This window comes from Mycobacterium tuberculosis complex sp. N0072 (assembly GCF_030323725.1).
Taxonomy (GTDB): Bacteria; Actinomycetota; Actinomycetes; order Mycobacteriales; family Mycobacteriaceae; genus Mycobacterium; species Mycobacterium tuberculosis.
On record NZ_CP040689.1, the window covers coordinates 90175 to 108411 of the forward strand.

Consider the following 18237-nt stretch of genomic DNA (forward strand, 5'->3'; position numbering starts at 1 on the left):
GCCATGGGTTGGGTTGCCAAGATTTTCCGTGTTGGCCGGGTGGTCGAGCCCGCGGCCCCCTTACCGGCGGCGATAGCCGAACCACCCGCCGGGGTACGGGGTTCGCTGCAGATCCGACATGTTGACGCGGGTTCGTGCAACGGGTGTGAGGTGGAGATTTCGGGCGCCTTTGGCCCGGTGTATGACGCGGAGCGGTTCGGGGCGCGGCTGGTCGCCTCGCCCCGACACGCCGATGCGTTGTTGGTGACCGGCGTGGTCACGCACAACATGGCCGGCCCACTGCGCAAGACCCTGGAGGCCACGCCGCGCCCGCGGGTGGTAATCGCGTGCGGGGATTGCGCGCTGAACCGGGGGGTGTTCGCCGACGCCTACGGCGTGGTCGGTGCGGTCGGCGAGGTGGTACCCGTCGACGTCGAGATCGCCGGCTGCCCGCCGACACCCGCGGCCATCATGGCGGCGCTGCGATCGGTGACCGGGAAATGACCGCTGCACCGACGGCCGGCGGGGTCGTCACTTCGGGCGTGGGCGTTGCCGGGGTCGGCGTGGGGTTGCTGGGCATGTTTGGACCGGTGCGTGTAGTGCACGTCGGTTGGCTGCTTCCGCTGTCCGGCGTGCACATCGAGCTCGACCGGTTGGGCGGATTCTTCATGGCGCTCACGGGCGCGGTAGCGGCTCCGGTCGGTTGTTACCTGATCGGCTACGTGCGCCGTGAACACCTCGGTCGGGTCCCGATGGCGGTGGTGCCGCTGTTCGTCGCGGCGATGCTGTTGGTGCCGGCCGCGGGCTCGGTGACGACGTTTCTGCTGGCGTGGGAGCTGATGGCGATCGCGTCGCTGATCCTGGTGCTCTCCGAGCACGCCCGCCCGCAGGTCCGCTCGGCGGGCCTGTGGTACGCCGTGATGACTCAGCTGGGATTCATCGCAATCCTGGTCGGGCTGGTGGTGTTGGCGGCGGCCGGGGGTTCCGACCGGTTCGCCGGCCTCGGGGCAGTCTGCGACGGGGTCCGCGCCGCCGTATTTATGCTCACGCTGGTCGGGTTTGGTTCGAAGGCGGGCCTGGTGCCACTGCACGCCTGGCTGCCGCGGGCCCACCCGGAGGCGCCGAGCCCGGTGTCGGCGTTGATGAGCGCGGCGATGGTCAACCTGGGCATCTACGGCATCGTCCGTTTCGATCTGCAGCTGCTGGGGCCGGGCCCACGCTGGTGGGGGCTTGCGCTGCTGGCCGTGGGCGGCACGTCCGCGCTGTATGGGGTGCTGCAGGCTTCGGTGGCCGCCGATCTCAAACGGCTGCTGGCCTATTCGACGACCGAGAACATGGGCCTGATCACGCTGGCGCTCGGTGCGGCAACACTTTTCGCGGATACCGGAGCCTACGGGCCGGCGTCGATCGCCGCCGCCGCAGCGATGCTGCACATGATTGCGCACGCGGCGTTTAAGAGCCTCGCCTTCATGGCGGCCGGATCTGTGCTGGCCGCGACCGGGCTGCGCGACCTGGACCTGCTCGGCGGGCTGGCCCGCCGAATGCCGGCGACCACCGTCTTTTTCGGGGTGGCCGCACTGGGCGCATGTGGTCTGCCGTTGGGCGCCGGGTTTGTCAGTGAGTGGCTGCTGGTCCAGTCGTTGATCCACGCTGCCCCCGGACACGACCCCATCGTGGCGCTGACGACACCGCTGGCGGTCGGCGTGGTCGCACTGGCCACCGGTCTGAGCGTGGCGGCGATGACCAAGGCCTTCGGGATCGGGTTTCTCGCCCGTCCCCGCTCCACCCAAGCCGAAGCGGCGCGTGAGGCGCCGGCCAGCATGCGCGCCGGCATGGCGATCGCGGCGGGCGCCTGCCTGGTGCTGGCGGTGGCACCGCTGCTGGTCGCACCCATGGTGCGGCGGGCCGCCGCGACGCTGCCGGCCGCTCAGGCGGTCAAGTTCACCGGTCTGGGCGCCGTGGTGCGGCTGCCCGCGATGTCCGGGTCGATCGCGCCCGGCGTGATCGCCGCCGCTGTGCTCGCCGCGGCGTTGGCGGTAGCCGTCCTCGCGCGGTGGCGTTTCCGCCGGCGCCCGGCGCCGGCCAGGTTGCCGCTGTGGGCTTGCGGCGCGGCCGATCTCACCGTGCGCATGCAATACACGGCCACGTCGTTCGCCGAGCCGCTGCAGCGGGTCTTCGGCGACGTGCTGCGCCCGGACACCGACATCGAGGTCACCCACACCGCCGAGTCGCGCTATATGGCCGAGCGGATCACCTACCGGACCGCGGTCGCCGACGCGATCGAACAGCGCCTCTATACGCCGGTGGTCGGGGCGGTGGCCGCCATGGCCGAGCTGCTGCGCCGTGCCCACACCGGCAGCGTGCACCGCTACCTGGCCTACGGCGCGCTGGGCGTACTGATCGTGCTGGTGGTCGCGAGGTGAACGTGATGTCCTACCTAGCGGGCGCCGCGCAAATCGGCGGGGTCATGGTGGGTGCGCCGCTGGTCATCGGTATGACGCGGCAGGTACGGGCACGCTGGGAAGGCCGGGCCGGCGCCGGCCTGCTGCAACCGTGGCGTGATCTGCTCAAACAGCTTGGCAAGCAACAGATCACACCGGCGGGGACGACGATCGTGTTCGCCGCCGCGCCGGTGATCGTCGCCGGGACAACGCTTTTGATCGCCGCGATCGCACCTCTGGTGGCCACCGGGTCACCCCTGGACCCCAGCGCCGACTTGTTTGCCGTGGTCGGGCTGCTATTCCTGGGCACCGTCGCACTGACCCTGGCCGGCATCGACACCGGCACCTCTTTCGGCGGCATGGGCGCCAGCCGCGAGATCACCATCGCCGCACTGGTCGAACCAACGATCCTGCTGGCGGTGTTCGCGCTGTCCATCCCCGCCGGATCGGCCAATCTCGGTGCGCTGGTGGCGAGTACGATCGACCACCCGGGCCACGTGGTGTCGCTGGCCGGCGTACTGGCCTTCGTGGCGTTGGTGATTGTCATCGTCGCCGAGACCGGGCGGCTGCCGGTGGACAACCCGGCCACCCACCTGGAATTGACGATGGTGCACGAGGCCATGGTCCTCGAGTACGCCGGCCCACGGCTGGCGCTGGTCGAATGGGCGGCCGGGATGCGGCTCACGGTGCTGCTGGCACTGCTGGCGAATCTGTTCCTGCCGTGGGGGATCGCCGGCGCCGCGCCCACCGCGCTCGACGTGTTGACCGGCGTGGTGGCGGTGGCGGCCAAGGTCGCGATTCTCGCGGTGCTGCTGGCGACGTTCGAGGTGTTCCTCGCCAAACTGCGATTGTTCCGGGTACCCGAACTGCTGGCCGGCTCGTTTCTGCTGGCCTTGCTCGCGGTCACCGCCGCCAACTTCTTCACGGTGGGGGCGTGAGGGGCCAGCGATGAGTAACGCCAACTTCTCGATCCTGGTCGACTTCGCCGCGGGTGGGCTGGTGTTGGCGTCGGTGCTGATTGTCTGGCGCCGCGACCTGCGGGCCATTGTGCGGCTGCTGGCCTGGCAGGGTGCTGCGCTGGCCGCGATCCCGCTACTGCGCGGCATCCGCGACAACGACCGTGCGCTGATCGCGGTGGGCATCGCCGTGTTGGCGCTGCGCGCGCTGGTGTTGCCCTGGCTGCTGGCCCGCGCGGTGGGCGCCGAAGCGGCCGCGCAGCGGGAGGCCACCCCGTTGGTCAACACCGCCAGCTCGCTGCTGATTACCGCCGGACTGACCCTCACCGCGTTCGCGATCACCCAGCCGGTGGTCAACCTGGAACCGGGCGTCACCATCAACGCGGTGCCGGCCGCGTTCGCGGTGGTGCTGATCGCGCTGTTCGTGATGACCACGCGGCTGCACGCGGTCTCGCAGGCCGCCGGATTCCTGATGCTAGACAACGGGATCGCGGCGACCGCATTCCTGCTCACCGCCGGGGTGCCGCTGATCGTCGAACTTGGTGCCTCGCTGGACGTGCTGTTCGCGGTCATCGTGATCGGCGTGTTGACCGGCCGGCTGCGCCGCATTTTCGGCGATGCCGACCTGGACAAGCTGCGGGAGTTGCGGGATTGATGACCGGTTTGCTGCTTGCCGCGATCCTCGCACCGCTCGCCGCGTCAATCGCCTCCTTGATCACCGGGTGGCGACGCACGACGGCGACGCTCACCGCGCTGTCCGCCACGACGGTGCTGGCCTGCGCTGTGGCGATGGGGTTTTGGATGGGGTCGGGGGCGCAGTTCGGGCTGGGCGGTCTGCTGCGCGCCGATGCGCTGACGGTGGTCATGCTCGTCGTCATCGGGATCGTCGGCACACTGGCCACCGCGGCGAGCATCGGCTACATCGACACCGAGCTGGCACACGGGCATATCGACGGACGTAGCGCTCGGCTGTATGGGGTGCTGACCCCGGCGTTTCTTTGCGCGATGGTTCTGGCGGTGTGCGCCAACAACATCGGCGTCATTTGGGTAGCGATCGAGGCCACCACGGTGATCACCGCGTTTCTGGTGGGGCATCGCCGCACCCGCACCGCGCTGGAAGCGACCTGGAAATACGTGGTGATCTGTTCGGTCGGGATCGCCGTCGCCTTCTTGGGTACCGTGCTGCTGTATTTCGCCGCGCGGGATTCCGGTGCCGCTGCTGCCGGCGCGCTGAACCTCGATATCCTGGCCGAACACGCCGCCGGCCTAGACCCCGGGGTCGCTCGACTGGCCGGCGGGTTGCTGCTCATCGGTTATGGCGCCAAGGCGGGCCTCTTCCCGTTTCACACCTGGCTGGCGGACGCGCACAGCCAAGCCCCCGCACCGGTGTCCGCACTGATGAGCGGCGTGCTGCTGGCGGTGGCGTTCTCGGTGCTGATCCGATTGCGGCCGATCCTCGACGCGGTCAGCGGGCCCGCCTACCTGCGCAACGGGCTGCTCGTGGTCGGGTTGGCGACGCTGCTGGTGGCGGTGCTGATGCTGACCGTGACCGGCGACGTCAAGCGGATGCTGGCCTACTCGTCGATGGAGCACATGGGCCTGATCGCGATCGCCGCGGCCGCCGGCACGACATTGGCGATCGCCGCGCTGCTGCTGCACGTGCTCGCCCACGGGATCGGCAAGACCGTGCTGTTTCTGGCGGGCGGTCAGCTGCAGGCCGCACACGACTCCACCGCCATCGCCGATATCACCGGCGTGATGCGACGGTCGCGGCTGATCGGCGTGTCGTTTGCCGTCGGCCTGATCGTCCTGCTTGGCTTGCCGCCGTTCGCGATGTTCGCCAGCGAGCTGGCGATCGCGCGCTCATTGGCCAACGAGCGGCTGGCCTGGGTGCTGGGTGCGGCGCTGCTGCTGATCGCCATCGGTTTCACGGCTCTGGCACGCAATTCCGGACGCATGCTGCTCGGCACCCCGGCGGCGGGCGCGCCGGCGATCACCGTGCCGGCCACCGCGGCGGCGGCGTTGATGGTGGGCATCGTCGTCTCGGCGGCCCTCGGCATCACCGCGGGCCCACTCGCCGACCTGCTTGGCATCGCCGCCAGCAACGTGGGTCTACCGTGATGAGTGCCAGCTGGCTGCGCCACCGGGTATCCGAGCGTGGACTGATAGCGACGGCCGAACAACTCTGGGCCGATTCGTTTCGCCTGGCCCTGGTCGCTGCCCACGACGACGGCGACAGTCTGCGTGTCGTGTACCTTTTCTTGGCGGGCTATCCAGATCGCCGCGTCGAGTTGGAATACGTTGTGCCGGCGGATAATCCAGAGATCAGATCGTTGGCGTACCTGTCCTTTCCGGCTGGCCGGTTCGAGCGCGAAATGGCGGACCTGTACGGAATTCGCCCGGTCGGCCATCCCAAACCCCGCCGACTGGTACGGCACGCGCATTGGCCCGACTGGCATCCCATGCGCACCGACGCCGGGCCCGCGCCCGAATTCACTGATACGGGGGCCTTCCCGTTCCTCGCCGTCGAAGGACCCGGCGTGTACGAGATTCCGGTCGGGCCGGTGCACGCCGGCCTCATCGAACCCGGTCACTTCCGGTTTTCTGTCGCGGGCGAGACGATCGTGCGGCTGAAGGCGCGGCTGTGGTTTGTGCACCGTGGCATCGAGAAACTCTTCCACGGCCGCCCCGCCACGGCCGCGGTCGATCTCGCCGAACGCATCAGCGGCGATACGTCGGCAGCGCACGCGCTCGCGCACAGCCTGGCGATCGAAGACGCTCTCGGCATCGAGCTGCCCCACGAGGTCCACCGGCTGCGGGCCCTGATCGTCGAACTCGAACGGCTCTACAACCACGCCGCCGACCTGGGTGCCTTGGCCAACGACGTCGGCTACTCGCTGGCCAACGCTCACGCCCAACGCATCCGCGAAAATCTGTTGCGGCGCAATGCCGCAGTCACCGGTCACCGGCTACTGCGCGGCGCCATCCGCGCGGGCGGGGTTGCGCTGCGTGCGCTGCCCGATACCGACGAGCTTGCAGCGCTCGCCGTCGATCTCGCCGAGGTCGCCACCCTGACGCTGGCCAACTCGGTGGTCTACGACCGCTTCGCCGGCACCGCCGTGCTGCACCCCGACGACGCCAGCGCCCTGGGCTGCCTGGGCTATGTTGCCCGCGCCAGCGGACTGCGCAGCGACGCCCGGGTCGAACACCCCACCATAGTGCTGCCCATCACCGAGATCGGCGCGCCTGACGGCGACGTCTTGGCTCGCTACACCGTGCGGCGCGACGAATTCGCCGCGTCTGCCGCTCTTGCTCAACACATTGTCGAATCACACACCGGTCCAATAGAATACGCCGCTACACTGCACCCGGTGGGCGCGCCCAGCAGCGGTATCGGCATCGTCGAAGGCTGGCGCGGCACTATCGTGCACCGCGTCGAAATTGACGTCGATGGCCGCATCACCCGGGCGAAAGTCGTCGATCCGTCCTGGTTCAACTGGCCCGCACTGCCGGTGGCGATGGCCGACACCATCGTCCCCGACTTCCCGTTGGCCAACAAAAGCTTCAACCAGTCCTACGCGGGCAACGACCTCTAACCGTGAGCGCGCCCAGTTGTACGGCCCTAGCGGCGTGTCGGTGTACAAACACGCACCCTCGCGGGTTCGGTTGCGCCAAACTAGAAGTACCGTGGTCAAGGGACGTTCGGGGAGCCTGTCGTGGCGTCGAGTGCGCACCGGTGACCTCGGTCTGGCTGTTTGGGGTGGACGCGAGGAGTACCGGGCGGTCAAACCGGGCACACCAGGGATACAACCGAAGGGAGACATGATGACTGTGACCGTTGTCGATGCTGGACCCGGCCGGGTGAGCCGTTCGGTGGAGGTGGCCGCGCCGGCGGCCGAGTTGTTCGCCATCGTTGCTGATCCCCGGCGCCACCGCGAACTGGACGGATCGGGCACGGTTCGCGGCAACATCAAGGTACCGGCGAAATTAGTTGTCGGGTCGAAGTTTTCGACGAAGATGAAGTTGTTCGGCCTACCGTATCGCATCACCAGCAGGGTGACCGCGCTCAAACCGAACGAATTGGTCGAGTGGAGCCACCCGTTAGGCCATCGGTGGAGATGGGAATTCGAATCGCTGTCACCGACACTGACCCGCGTCACCGAGACATTCGACTACCACGCCGCCGGTGCGATCAAGAACGGCCTGAAGTTCTACGAGATGACGGGTTTCGCGAAGTCCAATGCGGCGGGAATCGAGGCCACGTTGGCCAAGCTGAGCGATCAGTACGCCCGCGGTAGGGCATGACGCCATGGGGGCGTGTCGGTGTACCGACACGCTCGCTCACGGGTTCGGTTGCACCAAGAAAAGATGTACCAGATCACCTGCCTGAATAGGATTTCTGGCCCGACGTAGCTTCGGGCTAGCGCGAGCGACGACTCCGCCGTCGAGCAGGATGTCACCGTGGATCAACCGTGGAACGCCAACATCCACTACGACGCTCTGCTGGATGCCATGGTGCCGCTCGGTACCCAGTGCGTGCTCGACGTCGGGTGCGGCGACGGGTTGCTGGCTGCCCGGCTGGCTCGGCGCATACCCTACGTCACGGCAGTGGACATCGATGCGCCCGTCCTGCGACGTGCGCAGACACGGTTCGCTAACGCGCCGATCCGCTGGCTGCATGCCGACATCATGACGGCTGAGCTGCCCAACGCGGGCTTCGACGCCGTGGTCTCCAATGCCGCCCTGCACCACATCGAGGACACTCGGACGGCGCTGAGCCGGCTCGGCGGGCTGGTAACTCCCGGTGGGACGCTGGCCGTGGTCACCTTCGTGACGCCCTCGCTGCGAAACGGCTTATGGCACTTGACAAGCTGGGTTGCCTGCGGCATGGCCAATCGCGTCAAGGGCAAGTGGGAACATTCCGCTCCGATCAAGTGGCCGCCCCCGCAGACGTTGCATGAGCTACGCAGCCACGTTCGCGCCCTGCTGCCCGGGGCGTGTATCCGTCGGCTGCTGTACGGCCGGGTGCTCGTTACGTGGCGCGCACCCGTCTAATCGGGAGAACCCAATGGCGGCGGCCGATATGACCAAGTGCGCGTTAGCTTGCGAGATTGGCTGCCCGCATCCAATGATCGGCGGATACGGGTCGCAAACCACCTCAGACCGGCAGCTAAGGAGCGCAAGTGGCCAAGAACCAAAACCGCATCCGCAACCGGTGGGAGTTGATCACCTGTGGTCTCGGGGGACACGTCACCTACGCGCCGGACGACGCGGCACTTGCTGCGCGGCTGCGCGCCAGCACCGGGCTGGGCGAAGTATGGCGCTGCTTGCGCTGCGGCGATTTCGCGCTCGGTGGGCCGCAGGGGCGTGGTGCTCCCGAGGATGCGCCGTTGATTATGCGCGGCAAGGCGTTACGTCAGGCCATCATCATTCGCGCGCTCGGGGTCGAACGGCTAGTCCGGGCGTTGGTGTTGGCGCTGGCCGCGTGGGCGGTGTGGGAGTTTCGCGGTGCGCGGGGAGCTATCCAGGCGACCCTGGATAGGGACTTGCCGGTCCTGCGTGCGGCCGGATTCAAGGTCGATCAAATGACGGTGATCCACGCTCTGGAGAAAGCGTTGGCCGCCAAACCGTCGACGTTGGCCCTGATCACGGGCATGCTGGCGGCATACCCAGTGCTGCAGGCCGTCGAGGGGGTCGGTTTGTGGCTGCTGAAGCGCTGGGGCGAGTACTTCGCGGTGGTGGCCACCTCAATTTTCCTGCCGTTGGAGGTTCACGACCTGGCCAAGGGCATCACGACGACTCGGGTCGTGACCTTCAGCATCAATGTCGCCGCCGTTGTCTACCTGCTGATTTCTAAGCGGTTGTTCGGTGTGCGCGGCGGGCGCAAGGCTTATGACGTCGAACGGCGCGGCGAGCAGCTGCTCGACCTCGAGCGCGCCGCGATGCTCACCTGACCAGCCAAAATCCCACCTGTGCGGGGCCTGCGGGTTGTGTCAAAGGTCACCAGCGCCTTTTTCGCACTGTTTACTCCGGCGCGGCGTGCCCGTAAAGCCGCCCGGGTGAACTTGGATCAGGTGGCGCAATGTCGCCGGACCGACGAAGGACCGACGCTGTGTCAACACTGCCAACCTGGGTCAGCCAGAGCTCTACCGACCGCGGCGTGGTCGCGCCAATCACAGCGCGTGCCCGCGACGCACTGCAGGCCGTGCTGCGCGCCAGGCGCCGCGGCCAGCGCTCTGACTTGCGCCTTATGCGCAGAGGCGTGGAGCGTTGTTGAGGTCAGGCCCGCGCCGAGGGCCGCGACTTTCTCGCTACAATCGCGCGCGGCGCGGGAGAGCCGCTAGCCGCCGGTGACCGGCGATTGGAGATTGAGTTGCGACCGAACGGATGGCGGTGACGGTCGGCGTCATTTGTGCGATCCCGCAAGAGCTGGCGTATCTGCGCGGTGTCCTGGTCGATGCGAAACGCCAGCAGGTCGCGCAGATCCTCTTCGATAGCGGCCAACTCGACGCGCACCGGGTCGTGTTGGCCGCCGCCGGCATGGGCAAAGTTAACACGGGCCTGACCGCAACGCTGCTTGCCGATCGATTCGGCTGCCGCACCATCGTTTTCACGGGAGTGGCCGGCGGGCTGGATCCCGAGCTATGCATCGGTGACATCGTCATCGCCGATCGGGTCGTCCAACACGACTTCGGTCTGCTCACCGATGAGCGGCTGCGCCCCTATCAGCCCGGACACATCCCCTTCATCGAACCGACCGAGCGGCTCGGATACCCGGTTGATCCCGCGGTCATCGATCGGGTCAAACACCGCCTCGACGGGTTCACGCTGGCGCCGCTGTCCACCGCCGCGGGAGGTGGTGGCCGGCAGCCACGCATCTACTACGGCACCATCCTGACCGGTGACCAATACCTTCACTGCGAGCGCACCCGCAACCGGCTGCACCACGAACTCGGCGGTATGGCCGTCGAAATGGAAGGCGGTGCGGTGGCGCAAATCTGCGCGTCCTTCGATATCCCATGGCTGGTCATTCGCGCGCTCTCCGATCTCGCCGGAGCCGATTCGGGGGTGGACTTCAATCGGTTTGTCGGCGAGGTGGCGGCCAGTTCGGCCCGCGTTCTGCTGCGCTTGCTGCCGGTGTTGACGGCCTGTTGAAGACGACTATCCGCCGGTGCGTTCACCGCGTCAGGCGGCTTCGGTGAGGTGAGTAATTTGGTCATTAACTTGGTCATGCCGCCGCCGATGTTGAGCGGAGGCCACAGGTCGGCCGGAAGTGAGGAGCCACGATGACGACGGCCGTGACCGGTGAACACCACGCGAGTGTGCAGCGGATACAACTCAGAATCAGCGGGATGTCGTGCTCTGCGTGCGCCCACCGTGTGGAATCGACCCTCAACAAGCTGCCGGGGGTTCGGGCAGCTGTGAACTTCGGCACCCGGGTGGCAACCATCGACACCAGCGAGGCGGTCGACGCTGCCGCGCTGTGCCAGGCGGTCCGCCGCGCGGGCTATCAGGCCGATCTGTGCACGGATGACGGTCGGAGCGCGAGTGATCCGGACGCCGACCACGCTCGACAGCTGCTGATCCGGCTAGCGATCGCCGCCGTGCTGTTTGTGCCCGTGGCCGATCTGTCGGTGATGTTTGGGGTCGTGCCTGCCACGCGCTTCACCGGCTGGCAGTGGGTGCTAAGCGCGCTGGCACTGCCGGTCGTGACCTGGGCGGCGTGGCCGTTTCACCGCGTTGCGATGCGCAACGCCCGCCACCACGCCGCCTCCATGGAGACGCTAATCTCGGTCGGTATCACGGCCGCCACGATCTGGTCGCTGTACACCGTCTTCGGCAATCACTCGCCCATCGAGCGCAGCGGCATATGGCAGGCGCTGCTGGGAAGCGATGCTATTTATTTCGAGGTCGCGGCGGGTGTCACGGTGTTCGTGCTGGTGGGGCGGTATTTCGAGGCGCGCGCCAAGTCGCAGGCGGGCAGTGCGCTGAGAGCCTTGGCGGCGCTGAGCGCCAAGGAAGTAGCCGTCCTGCTACCGGATGGGTCGGAGATGGTCATCCCGGCCGACGAACTCAAAGAACAGCAGCGCTTCGTGGTGCGTCCAGGGCAGATAGTTGCCGCCGACGGCCTCGCCGTCGACGGGTCCGCTGCGGTCGACATGAGCGCGATGACCGGCGAGGCCAAACCGACCCGGGTGCGTCCGGGGGGGCAGGTCATCGGCGGCACCACAGTGCTTGACGGCCGGCTGATCGTGGAGGCGGCCGCGGTGGGCGCCGACACCCAGTTCGCCGGAATGGTCCGCCTCGTTGAGCAAGCGCAGGCGCAAAAGGCCGACGCACAGCGACTAGCCGACCGGATCTCCTCGGTGTTTGTTCCCGCTGTGTTGGTTATCGCGGCACTAACCGCAGCCGGATGGCTAATCGCCGGGGGACAACCCGACCGTGCCGTCTCGGCCGCACTCGCCGTGCTTGTCATCGCCTGCCCGTGTGCCCTGGGGCTGGCGACTCCGACCGCGATGATGGTGGCCTCTGGTCGCGGTGCCCAGCTCGGAATATTTCTGAAGGGCTACAAATCGTTGGAGGCCACCCGCGCGGTGGACACCGTCGTCTTCGACAAGACCGGCACCCTGACGACGGGCCGGCTGCAGGTCAGTGCGGTGACCGCGGCACCGGGCTGGGAGGCCGACCAGGTGCTCGCCTTGGCCGCGACCGTGGAAGCCGCGTCCGAGCACTCGGTGGCGCTCGCGATCGCCGCGGCAACGACTCGGCGAGACGCGGTCACCGACTTTCGCGCCATACCCGGCCGCGGCGTCAGCGGCACCGTGTCCGGGCGGGCGGTACGGGTGGGCAAACCGTCATGGATCGGGTCCTCGTCGTGCCACCCCAACATGCGCGCGGCCCGGCGCCACGCCGAATCGCTGGGTGAGACGGCCGTATTCGTCGAGGTCGACGGCGAACCATGCGGGGTCATCGCGGTCGCCGACGCCGTCAAGGACTCGGCGCGAGACGCCGTGGCCGCCCTGGCCGATCGTGGTCTGCGCACCATGCTGTTGACCGGTGACAATCCCGAATCGGCGGCGGCCGTGGCTACTCGCGTCGGCATCGACGAGGTGATCGCCGACATCCTGCCGGAAGGCAAGGTCGATGTCATCGAGCAGCTACGCGACCGCGGACATGTCGTCGCCATGGTCGGTGACGGCATCAACGACGGACCCGCACTGGCCCGTGCCGATCTAGGCATGGCCATCGGGCGCGGCACGGACGTCGCGATCGGTGCCGCCGACATCATCTTGGTCCGCGACCACCTCGACGTTGTACCCCTTGCGCTTGACCTGGCAAGGGCCACGATGCGCACCGTCAAACTCAACATGGTCTGGGCATTCGGATACAACATCGCCGCGATTCCCGTCGCCGCTGCCGGACTGCTCAACCCCCTGGTGGCCGGTGCGGCCATGGCGTTCTCATCGTTCTTCGTGGTCTCAAACAGCTTGCGGTTGCGCAAATTTGGGCGATACCCGCTAGGCTGCGGAACCGTCGGTGGGCCACAAATGACCGCGCCGTCGTCCGCGTGATGCGTTGTCGGGCAACACGATATCGGGCTCAGCGGCGACCGCATCCGGTCTCGGCCGAGGACCAGAGGCGCTTCGCCACACCATGATTGCCAGGACCGCGCCGATCACCACCGGCAGATGAGTCAAAATCCGCGTGGTGCTGACCGCGCCGGACAGCGCATCCACAATCACATAGCCGGTCAGTATGGCGACGAACGCCGTCAGAACACCGGCCAGGCCGGCGGCGGCGCTCGGCCATAGCGCCGCGCCCACCATGATCACACCGAGCGCAATCGACCACGACGTGGACTCGTTGAGCAAGTGGGTGCCGGCACCCGTCGGGTGCTGATGGGTCAGGCCGACGTCTAGGCCAAACCCCTGCACGGTGCCCAGGGCGATCTGCGCGATGCCCACGCACAGCAACGCCCAACGTCGCCAGGTCATCGGTGAATGTTGCCGCCGCGGCGCCCGGCGGATCCCGAGGCGCCCAACAGGCGGGACAACCGGGCGGGACTCGGCGAGCCGACGCAGATCACCAGCCTGGCTGGCCACCTGGGTAAACCATGCGCGACAGGCGCTGCACTCGCCCAGGTGTTCATCGACTCTCGCCGAGGGCACCGGTGCGCGCTCGCCGTCGAGTCGTGCCGACAGCGCTTCGCGCGCGACCTCGCAGTCCATGCCATCAATAGTCGCGCAATGCCGACGGATTGCTCCAGCGGGCTCGGACCACATCGCCGCGGGCACACCCCTGCGGCCTTGCAAAACGGTTGATGCGTGGTGGTTAAAGCTCCCGGCCGTTGTGGCTTGTGCGAGCACGGTGGCCCGGGTGGTGCGTGAGCGCCGTGGGGCTCGCGTTCAGGGGTCAATCGGGTTTGTCGTCGTCGTCTTGGTTGTGGAGGAATCGTTCGGGGTGGTGGAAGGTGTTGGTGCGGGGTTGGCCGTGGTCGAGGTGGGGTGGTGGTAGCCATTCGGTGTGGCCGTGGGTGTTTTTGCGGGTGGTCCAGCCTTTTTCGGCGAGTCGGTTGTCGGGGCCGCAGGCCAGGGTGAGGTCGGTGATGTCGGTGCGTCCGGTGCTGGTCCAGGCGGTGACGTGGTGGGCTTGGCTGTGGTAGGCCGGTGCATCGCAACCGGGTTTGGTGCAGCCGCGGTCGTTGGCGAACAGCATGATCCGCTGGGCCGGGGAGGCCAAGCGTTTGGTGTGATACAGCGCCAGGGGTGTGCCGTGGTCGAAGATCGCCTGGGGGTACCTCCCGCTTGCGGGGGAGTAGTGGTGGGCGTGGCTGGTCATGCGGATCACATCGGCCATGGGTAGCAGGGTGCCGCCGCCGGTGAAGCCCTTGCCGGCGCCGGTTTGCAGGTCGGTCAGGGTGGTGGTGACCACGATCGAGACGGGAAGACCGTTGTGTTGGCCCAGTTTCCCGGAGGCGAGCAGGGCCCGCAGCCCGGCCAGCAGCCCGTCGTGGTTGCGTTGGGCTTGGCTGCGGGTGTCGCGGTCGATGGCGGCCGCATCGGGGGTGGTGTCGATGACCGGGGTGTGGTCGTCGGGGTTGGTCGCGCCGGGGGCGGCCAGTTTGGCTAGCACGACTTCAAAGGTGGCCCGCGCTTGGGGGGTCAGGTAGCCACTTAGCCGTGACATGCCGTCGTATTGCTGGTTGCTCAGGGTGATGCCGCGTTTGCGGGCGCGTTCGGTGTCGGTGAGGTCGCCGTCGGGGTGTAGCCAGTCCATGACCCGCTGGGCGTAGCGGGCCAGCTCGTCGGGACGATATTGAGCGGCTTTGCCGGCCAGGTCGGCTTCGGCGGCCTGGCGGGTGGACACATCCACCGCGGCGGGCAGGTGGGCGAAAAAGGGCGCGAATCACTTTGATGTGCGCCTCGCCGATCAGGCCCTGGCGTTGGGCGGTGGCGGTGGCGGTCAACTGCGGGGCCAACGGTTCGCCAGTGAGCGCCCGACGTTGCCCTAAGGCTTGGCTTCGGCGATGCGTCGGCCGGCTTCGGGCTTGGTGATGCGCAGCCGGTTGGCCAGCGCGCAGCACAGCGTGCCGCCCAGTTCTTCCTCGCTGGCTTGGGTGTCGAGTTGGTTGATCAACGTGTGCTGGGCCGCCGGTAGCCGGCGCGCCAAGCATTCCAGACGTTCCAGAGACCGCAGCCGTTCCGGGGTGCTCAGCACCTCAAAGGACACCTCGTCCAAGCGGTCCAGCTCGGCATCCAGCGCGTCGAAGACCTCGACAAGCTCCTCCCGGCTATTCGCTAACATGTTCGAATCATAACGTCGGGCACTGACAAAGAGCGCCCCGCTGATAACCGTGAAACTGAAGTGACACAAGGGATTTACCCAGATCCTACGAGTTGATACGGGAAGGTACCGCACCTTTCCTGGGCGCGATGGGAACTTTCTGCCCGTTATGGCCGACTAACACCGCGGGTGAAGCAAAGCGCTGCCTAGGCAAGGAGGTGAGTCCTGGCGGCCACGATATGGATGGCTATACCACCGGAGGTGCACTCGGGCCTGTTGAGCGCCGGGTGCGGTCCGGGATCATTGCTTGTTGCCGCGCAGCAGTGGCAAGAACTTAGTGATCAGTACGCACTCGCATGCGCCGAGTTGGGCCAATTGTTGGGCGAGGTTCAGGCCAGCAGCTGGCAGGGAACCGCCGCCACCCAGTACGTGGCTGCCCATGGCCCCTATCTGGCCTGGCTTGAGCAAACCGCGATCAACAGCGCCGTCACCGCCGCACAGCACGTAGCGGCTGCCGCTGCCTACTGCAGCGCCCTGGCCGCGATGCCCACCCCAGCAGAGCTGGCCGCCAACCACGCCATTCATGGCGTTCTGATCGCCACCAACTTCTTCGGGATCAACACCGTTCCGATCGCGCTCAACGAAGCCGATTATGTCCGCATGTGGCTGCAAGCCGCCGACACCATGGCCGCCTACCAGGCCGTCGCCGATGCGGCCACGGTGGCCGTACCGTCCACCCAACCGGCGCCACCGATCCGCGCGCCCGGCGGCGATGCCGCAGATACCCGGCTAGACGTATTGAGTTCAATTGGTCAGCTCATCCGGGATATCTTGGATTTCATTGCCAACCCGTACAAGTATTTTCTGGAGTTTTTCGAGCAATTCGGCTTCAGCCCGGCCGTAACGGTCGTCCTTGCCCTTGTTGCCCTGCAGCTGTACGACTTTCTTTGGTATCCCTATTACGCCTCGTACGGCCTGCTCCTGCTTCCGTTCTTCACTCCCACCTTGAGCGCGTTGACCGCCCTAAGCGCGCTGATCCATTTGCTGAACCTGCCCCCGGCTGGACTGCTTCCTATCGCCGCAGCGCTCGGTCCCGGCGACCAATGGGGCGCAAACTTGGCTGTGGCTGTCACGCCGGCCACGGCGGCCGTGCCCGGCGGAAGCCCGCCCACCAGCAACCCCGCGCCCGCCGCTCCCAGCTCGAACTCGGTTGGCAGCGCTTCGGCTGCACCCGGCATCAGCTATGCCGTGCCCGGCCTGGCGCCACCCGGGGTTAGCTCTGGCCCTAAAGCCGGCACCAAATCACCTGACACCGCCGCCGACACCCTTGCAACCGCGGGCGCAGCACGACCGGGCCTCGCCCGAGCCCACCGAAGAAAGCGCAGCGAAAGCGGCGTCGGGATACGCGGTTACCGCGACGAATTTTTGGACGCGACCGCCACGGTGGACGCCGCTACGGATGTGCCCGCTCCCGCCAACGCGGCTGGCAGTCAAGGTGCCGGCACTCTCGGCTTTGCCGGTACCGCACCGACAACCAGCGGCGCCGCGGCCGGAATGGTTCAACTGTCGTCGCACAGCACAAGCACTACAGTCCCGTTGCTGCCCACTACCTGGACAACCGACGCCGAACAATGAACAAGGAGAAAAGAACCGATGACGCTTAAGGTCAAAGGCGAGGGACTCGGTGCGCAGGTCACAGGGGTCGATCCCAAGAATCTGGACGATATAACCACCGACGAGATCCGGGATATCGTTTACACGAACAAGCTCGTTGTGCTAAAAGACGTCCATCCGTCTCCGCGGGAGTTCATCAAACTCGGCAGGATAATTGGACAAATCGTTCCGTATTACGAACCCATGTACCATCACGAAGACCACCCGGAGATCTTTGTCTCCTCCACTGAGGAAGGTCAGGGGGTCCCAAAAACCGGCGCGTTCTGGCATATCGACTATATGTTTATGCCGGAACCTTTCGCGTTTTCCATGGTGCTGCCGCTGGCGGTGCCTGGACACGACCGCGGGACCTATTTCATCGATCTCGCCAGGGTCTGGCAGTCGCTGCCCGCCGCCAAGCGAGACCCGGCCCGCGGAACCGTCAGCACCCACGACCCTCGACGCCACATCAAGATCCGACCCAGCGACGTCTACCGGCCCATCGGAGAGGTATGGGACGAGATCAACCGGACCACGCCCCCAATAAAGTGGCCTACGGTCATCCGGCACCCAAAGACCGGCCAAGAGATCCTCTACATCTGCGCGACGGGCACCACCAAGATCGAGGACAAGGACGGCAATCCGGTTGATCCGGAGGTGCTGCAAGAACTCATGGCCGCGACCGGACAGCTCGATCCTGAGTACCAGTCGCCGTTCATACATACTCAGCACTACCAGGTTGGCGACATCATCTTGTGGGACAACCGGGTTCTCATGCACCGAGCGAAGCACGGCAGCGCCGCGGGCACTCTGACGACCTACCGCCTGACCATGCTTGATGGCCTCAAGACGCCGGGATACGCGGCATGAGCCACACCGACTTGACGCCCTGCACACGGGTGCTGGCATCCAGCGGCACGGTTCCGATCGCAGAGGAACTGCTGGCCAGAGTGCTCGAGCCCTACTCCTGCAAAGGATGTCGCTACCTCATCGACGCACAGTACAGCGCCACCGAGGATTCGGTTCTTGCCTATGGCAACTTCACGATCGGTGAGTCCGCCTATATTCGAAGCACGGGGCACTTCAACGCGGTCGAACTGATTCTGTGTTTCAATCAGCTCGCCTACAGCGCCTTCGCTCCGGCCGTCCTCAACGAGGAAATCCGGGTGCTTCGCGGCTGGTCGATCGACGACTACTGCCAACACCAGCTCTCTAGCATGCTGATCAGGAAGGCATCATCGCGGTTCAGAAAACCGCTGAACCCGCAAAAGTTCTCTGCCCGCCTCCTGTGTCGAGATCTGCAGGTCATCGAACGAACCTGGCGCTATCTCAAGGTCCCGTGCGTCATCGAGTTCTGGGACGAGAACGGCGGGGCGGCGTCCGGTGAGATCGAACTAGCGGCCCTCAACATTCCGTAATCCAAT

The 18237-nt window shown here is 66.6% G+C and carries 14 protein-coding genes and 2 pseudogenes; 14 read left to right on the forward strand and 2 right to left on the reverse strand.

Annotation, left to right across the window (positions count from 1 at the left end):
* Positions 1-3: 3 nt before the first annotated feature.
* The 11 genes and pseudogenes from FF952_RS00460 to FF952_RS00510 all read left to right on the forward strand — a co-directional run bounded on the left by FF952_RS00460 (position 4) and on the right by FF952_RS00510 (position 12948).
* Positions 4-483, forward strand: coding sequence for an NADH-quinone oxidoreductase subunit B family protein (locus FF952_RS00460; protein ID WP_003400658.1), 480 nt, complete (start codon positions 4-6; stop codon positions 481-483).
* Positions 480-2402, forward strand: coding sequence for an oxidoreductase (locus tag FF952_RS00465; RefSeq protein ID WP_003907280.1), 1923 nt, complete (start codon positions 480-482; stop codon positions 2400-2402). Before FF952_RS00460 ends, FF952_RS00465 begins: the two co-directional genes overlap by 4 nt.
* A 5-nt stretch (positions 2403-2407) precedes the next feature.
* Entirely contained in the window at positions 2408-3358 is a 951-nt protein-coding gene (locus tag FF952_RS00470) for a respiratory chain complex I subunit 1 family protein (protein WP_003900802.1), read from the forward strand.
* A gap of 10 nt (positions 3359-3368) precedes the next feature.
* Positions 3369-4031, forward strand: a complete 663-nt coding sequence (locus FF952_RS00475; RefSeq protein ID WP_003400661.1) for a hydrogenase HycP — start codon at positions 3369-3371, stop codon at positions 4029-4031.
* Positions 4031-5497 (forward strand): hydrogenase HycQ, encoded by a 1467-nt coding sequence (locus tag FF952_RS00480; protein ID WP_003400662.1) that lies wholly within the window; start codon positions 4031-4033, stop codon positions 5495-5497. The genes FF952_RS00475 and FF952_RS00480 overlap by 1 nt, the downstream gene beginning before the upstream one ends.
* On the forward strand, positions 5494-6972 hold the full coding sequence (locus FF952_RS00485; RefSeq protein ID WP_003400663.1) for a hydrogenase large subunit: 1479 nt from the start codon (positions 5494-5496) through the stop codon (positions 6970-6972). Before FF952_RS00480 ends, FF952_RS00485 begins: the two co-directional genes overlap by 4 nt.
* Positions 6973-7201: 229 nt before the next feature.
* Positions 7202-7681 carry an SRPBCC family protein gene (locus tag FF952_RS00490; RefSeq protein ID WP_003899806.1) on the forward strand — a complete coding sequence of 160 codons (480 nt, stop codon included), beginning with the start codon at positions 7202-7204 and terminating at the stop codon, positions 7679-7681.
* 144 nt (positions 7682-7825) lie between these two features.
* Positions 7826-8431, forward strand: a pseudogene (locus FF952_RS00495) (class I SAM-dependent methyltransferase); the annotation flags it as partial.
* Between the two features lie 128 nt (positions 8432-8559).
* A complete protein-coding gene (locus FF952_RS00500; RefSeq protein WP_003902846.1) occupies positions 8560-9330 on the forward strand; it encodes a DUF2127 domain-containing protein in 771 nt (256 codons plus the stop codon).
* Between the two features lie 433 nt (positions 9331-9763).
* Complete coding sequence (locus FF952_RS00505) at positions 9764-10531, forward strand: 5'-methylthioadenosine/adenosylhomocysteine nucleosidase (RefSeq protein WP_003400678.1); 768 nt, start codon at positions 9764-9766, stop codon at positions 10529-10531.
* 131 nt (positions 10532-10662) lie between these two features.
* Positions 10663-12948, forward strand: a complete 2286-nt coding sequence (locus tag FF952_RS00510; RefSeq protein WP_003899808.1) for a heavy metal translocating P-type ATPase — start codon at positions 10663-10665, stop codon at positions 12946-12948.
* Here FF952_RS00510 and FF952_RS00515 read toward each other — a convergent pair.
* Together FF952_RS00515 and FF952_RS00520 are read right to left on the reverse strand one after the other, a co-directional pair.
* The gene (locus tag FF952_RS00515; RefSeq protein WP_003912510.1) at positions 12895-13605 is read right to left on the reverse strand and encodes a zf-HC2 domain-containing protein; all 711 of its coding nucleotides are present in this window, start codon (positions 13603-13605) and stop codon (positions 12895-12897) included. The genes FF952_RS00510 and FF952_RS00515 overlap by 54 nt on opposite strands.
* Positions 13606-13789: 184 nt before the next feature.
* A pseudogene (locus tag FF952_RS00520) lies at positions 13790-15181 on the reverse strand (HNH endonuclease signature motif containing protein).
* A 222-nt stretch (positions 15182-15403) separates the two neighbouring features.
* On the opposite strand from FF952_RS00520, the gene FF952_RS00525 reads away from it, so the two are divergent.
* From FF952_RS00525 to fcoT, 3 genes are read left to right on the forward strand one after another with little or no spacing between them, the layout of a single operon-like run.
* Positions 15404-16795, forward strand: coding sequence for a PPE family protein (locus FF952_RS00525; RefSeq protein WP_003400781.1), 1392 nt, complete (start codon positions 15404-15406; stop codon positions 16793-16795).
* 18 nt (positions 16796-16813) lie between these two features.
* On the forward strand, positions 16814-17683 hold the full coding sequence (scoE, locus tag FF952_RS00530; protein WP_003400786.1) for a (3R)-3-[(carboxymethyl)amino]fatty acid oxygenase/decarboxylase: 870 nt from the start codon (positions 16814-16816) through the stop codon (positions 17681-17683).
* Positions 17680-18231, forward strand: a complete 552-nt coding sequence (gene fcoT, locus FF952_RS00535) for a fatty acyl CoA thioesterase FcoT (protein ID WP_003899810.1) — start codon at positions 17680-17682, stop codon at positions 18229-18231. Before scoE ends, fcoT begins: the two co-directional genes overlap by 4 nt.
* Positions 18232-18237 lie beyond the last annotated feature (6 nt).